General features: G+C 73.5%; 2 protein-coding genes. One reads left to right on the forward strand and one right to left on the reverse strand.

The genetic code is table 11. The features are described 5' to 3' along the window. Positions 1-152 precede the first annotated feature (152 nt). On the reverse strand, positions 153-827 hold the full coding sequence (locus tag IBL25_RS26290) for a cell division ATP-binding protein FtsE (RefSeq protein ID WP_187781370.1): 675 nt from the start codon (positions 825-827) through the stop codon (positions 153-155). Positions 828-943: 116 nt separating this feature from the next. Between IBL25_RS26290 and IBL25_RS27670 the strand changes: the two genes are divergently transcribed. Next, positions 944-1,100: zinc-ribbon domain-containing protein (locus tag IBL25_RS27670; protein WP_187781369.1), on the forward strand; the 157-nt coding region annotated here is incomplete at its 3' end.

A 1,100-nucleotide genomic window follows, 5' to 3' on the forward strand; every position in this document is an offset into this window, starting at 1 on the left:
CGGCCTCCCAGCGGTGGCGCAGGGCTTCCGCGCCGCGGCTGCCGGCCAGCGCCAGGGCCGCCAGCAGCGCCATGGCCGCGACAAGCCCCGGCAGCAGCCGGTCGGAGAGCGCCCGCTTCAGCCCCAGCGGGTCTCGCGCATAGCGGGTGCGCCTAACCATGATGCACGACCCTGCCGGCCTCCAGCACCAGGGAGGGCGCGGGAAAGCTGGCCACCAGTTCCTCGGAATGGGTGGCGACGACCACGGTGGTGCCCAGGCGGTTCATCTCCGTCAGCAAGGCCAGCAACCGGCGGGCCTGATGCGAATCGAGGTTGCCGGTGGGCTCATCCGCCACCAGCAATTGCGGCCGCGTCACCACGGCGCGGGCGATGGCCACGCGCTGCTGCTCGCCGCCCGAAAGCTGCTGCGGCAGCGCGGCTTCCTTTCCCGCCAGCCCGACCCAGCGGAGGATCTCCGTCACATCCGGCCGTGCGCTCGACTCGGAACGGCCGGCGAGGCGCAGCGGCAGGGCCACATTGTCGAAGGCGGAAAGGTAGGGCAGCAGCCGGAAATCCTGGAAGACCACGCCGATTCGCCGCCGCAGCGCCGGCAGTTGCGCCCGCCGGTCCGCCCGCACCGTCACGCCCAGCACCTCCATGGTGCCGCGGGTGGGCAGTTGCGCCAGGTGCATCAGCCGCAGCAGCGAGGACTTGCCGGCGCCCGAGGCGCCCAGCAGCCAGGTGAAGCTGCCATCCGGCAGGGTGAAGGTCAGGTCGGACAGGGCTTCCGGCCCCTCCCCCCCACCAGGGGCGGGGTAGCGTAATCCGACGGCGGTGAAGCGGACCATGGCGGAGGGGAATGCCACGACAGGCCGCCGCATACCACCCGCCAAGACGCCCCGGCGGAGGTGCCGGCCACCGCCACGGGCTTGCGGGCGCCGCGGGCTTGGTCATAGCAAGGGGCATGCGCATTGAATGCCCTGCCTGCGGCGCCGCCTATGAGGTGCCGGAACACCTGTTGACGCGCCCGGACGGCACCCCGGCCCGGCCTGTGCGCTGCCTGCGCTGCGCCCGCGAATGGCAGCCGGCGGCCCCGGCGCCCGAGGCCCCTGCCGCCGCCG

The organism is Pseudoroseomonas ludipueritiae (genome assembly GCF_014490445.1).
Taxonomy (GTDB): Bacteria; Pseudomonadota; Alphaproteobacteria; order Acetobacterales; family Acetobacteraceae; genus Pseudoroseomonas; species Pseudoroseomonas ludipueritiae.